This window comes from Geomonas sp. (assembly GCF_035254065.1).
GTDB lineage: Bacteria > Desulfobacterota > Desulfuromonadia > Geobacterales > Geobacteraceae > Geomonas.
On record NZ_DATFBA010000063.1, the window covers coordinates 1 to 4,747 of the forward strand.

3 protein-coding genes are annotated in these 4,747 nt (G+C 64.1%); all 3 read left to right on the forward strand.

Annotated elements, in window-relative coordinates:
- Positions 1–59 precede the first annotated feature (59 nt).
- Complete coding sequence (locus VJ604_RS03385; protein WP_324079973.1) at positions 60–647, forward strand: TetR/AcrR family transcriptional regulator; 588 nt, start codon at positions 60–62, stop codon at positions 645–647.
- Between the two features lie 191 nt (positions 648–838).
- The gene (locus tag VJ604_RS03390; protein WP_324079974.1) at positions 839–2,068 is read left to right on the forward strand and encodes an efflux RND transporter periplasmic adaptor subunit; all 1,230 of its coding nucleotides are present in this window, start codon (positions 839–841) and stop codon (positions 2,066–2,068) included.
- 263 nt (positions 2,069–2,331) lie between these two features.
- On the forward strand, positions 2,332–4,747 hold a 2,416-nt coding region (locus tag VJ604_RS03395), incomplete at its 3' end, for an efflux RND transporter permease subunit (protein ID WP_324079975.1).

Below are 4,747 nucleotides of genomic sequence, written 5' to 3' on the forward strand. Positions count from 1 at the left end.
TGACACCGGCCGACGAAAGGTATAGATCAGAATGAACGTTCATTCAGTGGGGTAATGACATGGATTGTAGTGACAAGAAAGAGTGCCGCGAGAAGAAGGCGGCTATCATCCAGGCCACGGTGGAACTGGTCGGCGAGCACGGCTTCCACGGCGCACCGATGGCGATGGTAGCCGAGCGGGCTGGCGTCGCGGCCGGCACCATCTACCGGTATTTCGAAAACAAGGACGCGCTGATCACCGGCACCTATAAGGATCTGGAGGAGCGCTTGCAGGCTAAGGTGCTACAGGGATTTCCGGAGCAGGGTACGCCGCGCGAGAAGTTCTTCCATTTTGCGCGGGTGCTGGTGAAGTGGTGGATTGCCTCCCCGGTTGACTTCCGCTTTGTCGAGCAATTCCACAACTCGCCGTACGGTGTGGCACAACGCCGGGACAAGCTTCTCGGCAAACAGAGAAACCTCTGCTGGGACATCTTCCACGAGGCGCTGGAGCAGCAAGGGGTGAAGGACCTGCCACTTCCCATACTGTTCGGCCTCACCTTCGGTCCCCTGATCCTCATCAGCCGGGACCACAACCATGGCTTCATCGCTCTCGACGACACCATGATCGAGCAGACCATCGAAGGGTGCTGGAACGCGGTCAAGCGCTGATGTAAGGCGCCGAAGAGTTTTACCCGCAAAAGAAGGACAAACGAAATGCTAATCAAATTGCTTCCCATAGCGGTCGCGGTGACTTGGGTGGTCGTCATCGGTGTCTGTCTCTACCCGCGGCAAAAGTGATCACAGCTTAGGTCCCGGCAATCAGGGACCGGCATTTTCCATTACAAAGGATGAGGTGTTGCATGCAAAACAGCTACAAAATCAGCTTCCTCGGCGCGCTGCTCATGGCCTCCGCCCTGATGACCTCCGGGTGCGGAAATAACTCCGCTCCGCCTGCCACGGCCGCCACGCCGCCCATGAGCCCGCCGGAGGTCTCGGTGTTCGAGGTGAAGCCCCAGAACGTCGCGCTGACTACCGAGCTGCCCGGCCGGACCTCGGCCTACCTGGTCGCCGAGGTGCGTCCGCAGGTGGGGGGGATCATCCAGAAGCGGCTCTTCACCGAAGGCTCCGACGTCAAGGCCGGTCAGGTCCTCTACCAGATAGACGCCCTGCCGTACCAGGCAGCCTACGGCAGCGCCAAGGCCGCCCTGAGCAAGGCGGAGGCCAACCTGGTCCCGCTCAAGCTCAAAGAGCAACGCTACAAGCAGCTGGTCTCCATCAACGCGGTCAGCAAGCAGGACTATGACGACGCCGCCGCCGCGGTCAGGACCGGCGAGGCCGAGGTGGAGGCCGCCAAGGCCAACCTGGAGACCGCCCGCATCAACCTCGCCTACACCAAGGTGACCTCCCCCATCGAAGGGCGCATCGGCAAATCGCTGGTCACCGACGGCGCCCTGGCAACCGCCGGGCAGGCAACGGCGCTCTCCACCGTCCAGAAGCTCGACCCGGTGTACGTGGACGTCACCGAGTCCAGCGCCGACATGCTGCGCCTGCAGCGCGCACTGGCGGGGGGCAAGCTGAAGGCCGGGGCGGGCAAGGCGCGGGTGAAGCTGCTCCTGGAGGACGGCACCCCGTATCCGCTGGAGGGAACCCTGAAGTTCTCCGACGTCACGGTTGATCCCAGCACCGGCTCGGTCACCGTGCGCACCGTCTTCCCCAACCCGAAGCACACCCTGCTCCCCGGCATGTACGTGAAGGCCATCCTTGAAGAAGGGGTGAGCGGCAACGCGATCCTGGTTCCCCAGCAGGGGGTGACCCGCGACCCGGCCGGCAACGCCGTCGCCATGGTGGTGGGGGCCGGCGAGAAGGCTGAGCCGCGCATCCTGAAGGTCTCCCGGACCGTCGGCGACAAGTGGCTGGTGGACGACGGCCTCAAGCCGGGCGACCGCGTGATCGTGGAAGGGATCCAGAAGGCCAAGCCCGGTACCCAGGTGAAGGCGCTCCCCTTCGTCGCCAAGGCGGTCCCGCAGGGCGCAGGCGCCCCGGGCGCGCAGCCTGCCGCGGCAGCACAGCCGGCGGGAGCCAAGAAATAAGGCCCTACTCTTGACGATATCTCTCCCCTTTCCCCTAGCGCCAACCGCTCCCTCCCCCCCCGGGAGAGGGCTGGGGTGAGGGAAGCTTCCATGGAGATAGGTGGCCACCCTCACCCCGACCCTCTCCCGTAGGGCGAGGGGGAGTTGGCTGAGAAGGATGGAGTTGGTGCGACATCCTACCCTCCCGCTTCCCCTTTGGGTAGTTCGCCTCTATGCTGGAAGCCGTCCACTTTTGATTTCGCAACGGATAAGGAGTTTCCCCGATGCCTCGTTTTTTCATCAATCGCCCGATCTTCGCGTGGGTTATCGCGATCATGATCATGCTGGTCGGAGCACTGGCGGTGAAGACCCTGCCGGTCTCCCAGTACCCGCCGATCGCGCCTCCCCAGATCACCATCAACGCCGTCTACCCCGGCGCCTCCGCCCAGACCGTGCAGGACACGGTGACCCAGGTCATCGAGCAGAAGCTGAACGGCATCGACCACCTGATCTACATGTCCTCCACCAGCGACTCCGCCGGTGCGGTCGCCATCAACCTCACCTTCAAGGCCGGCACCGACCCCAACATCGCCCAGGTGCAGGTACAGAACAAACTGCAGCTCGCCACCCCGCTTCTGCCGCTGATCGTGCAGCAGCAGGGGATCTCCGTCCTCAAGTCCACCAGGAACTGGCTGATGGTGGTCGGCCTGGTCTCCGAGGACGGCGCCCTGGACAGAAACGTGCTCACCGACTACCTGGTCTCCAACGTGCAGGACATCGTGAGCCGCGTGGAGGGGGTAGGCGAGGTCACCATCTTCGGCGCCCAGAACGCCATGCGGGTCTGGCTGAACCCCGACCGGCTCAACAACTTCCACCTCACCACCGGTGACGTCACCAAGGCGCTGCAGGCCCAGAACGCGCAGGTCTCGGCCGGCCAGTTCGGCGGCATGCCGGCCAACATCGGGCAGCGGCTGAACGCAACCATCACCGCGCGCACGCTGTTGCAGACCCCGGAGCAGTTCGGCGAGATCATCCTGCGCACCAACCCCGACGGCTCGACGGTAAGGCTCAAGGACGTGGCCGAGTGCAAGATCGGCACGGAGAACTACGACATCCAGTCCTTCTACAACGGCAAGCCGGTGGGCGCCATGGCGATCAGGCTGGCGGCCGGCGCCAACGCGCTCGACACCGCCAACCGGGTGCGGGCGAAGATGAACGAGCTTTCCAAGTACTTCCCCGCCAACGTCAAGACGGTCTATCCCTACGACACCACCCCCTTCGTCAAGATCTCCCTTGAAGAGGTGGTGCATACCCTGGTGGAAGCGGTCATCCTGGTCTTCGTGATCATGTTCGTCTTCCTGCAGAACTTCCGGGCCACCCTGATCCCGACCATCGCGGTACCGGTGGTGCTTCTAGGCACCTTCGGGGTCCTCTCGGCCAGCGGCTTCTCCATCAACACCCTCACCATGTTCGCCCTGGTCATCGTCATCGGCCTGCTGGTGGACGACGCCATCGTGGTGGTCGAGAACGTGGAGAGGATCATGAGCGAGGAGGGGCTCTCGCCGCGGGAGGCGACCATCAAGTCGATGGACCAGATCTCCAGCGCCCTGTGGGGGATCGTGACGGTGCTCTCCGCCGTCTTCGCCCCGATGGCCTTCTTCGGAGGCTCCACCGGCGTCATCTACCGCCAGTTCTCGGTCACCATCATCTCCGCCATGGTCCTCTCGGTGCTGGTCGCCATGACGCTCACCCCCGCCCTCTGCGCCACCATCCTCAAGCCGATCGCCAAGGGGCACTCGGCGGGCGAGTCCGGCTGGTTCAGCTGGTTCTTCCGTCGCTTCAACCGCCTCTTCGACTTCGGGCGCGGCAAGTATGAGGGGATCGTCGGCCGCTCCTTCGGCAAGCCGGTGCGCTACCTGACCATCTACGTCGCCATCGTCTGCTGCATGGCGTACTTCTTCCTGCACCTCCCGACCTCCTTCCTGCCGGACGAGGACCAGGGGATACTCTACTGCCAGGTCCAGCTCCCCGCCGGTGCCACCATGGAGAGGACCCTGGGGGTGCTGAAGCAGCTGGAGACCCATTTCAAGGAGAAGGAGAAGGATTCGGTGGACGCGGTGCTCACCGTCGCCGGCTTCAGCTTCGCCGGCCGCGGCCAGAACATGGGGCTCGCCTTCGTGAAGCTCAAGGACTGGAAGCTTCGCCCGACTCCCAACCTGCGCACCAAGGCGGTGGTGGGAAGGGCGATGGGTGCCTTCTCCAAGTTCAGGGACGGCCTCGCCTTCGCCTTCGCGCCCCCCGCCGTGGTCGAGCTCGGCCAGGCCAACGGCTTCGACTTCCAGCTGCAGGACAGGGGCGCCGTCGGCCACGCCAAGCTGATGGAGGCCAGGAACCAGCTCCTGGGGATGGCCATGAAGAACCCCAAGCTGGTTGCCGTGCGACCCAACGGCCAGGACGACTCCCCCGAGTTCAAGCTGGACATCGACGACGTCAGGGCCGGCGCCCTCGGGGTTGCCCTGGACGACGTCAACAACGCCCTCTCCAGCGGCTGGGGTAGTTCCTTCGTCAACAACTTCATCCAGAACGGCCGCGTCAAGAAGGTCTACCTGCAGTCCGATGCGCAGCACCGGATGGTGCCTGAGGACATCAACCGCTGGTACGTCCGCAACAACCTGGGCGCCATGGTCCCCTTCTCGGCCT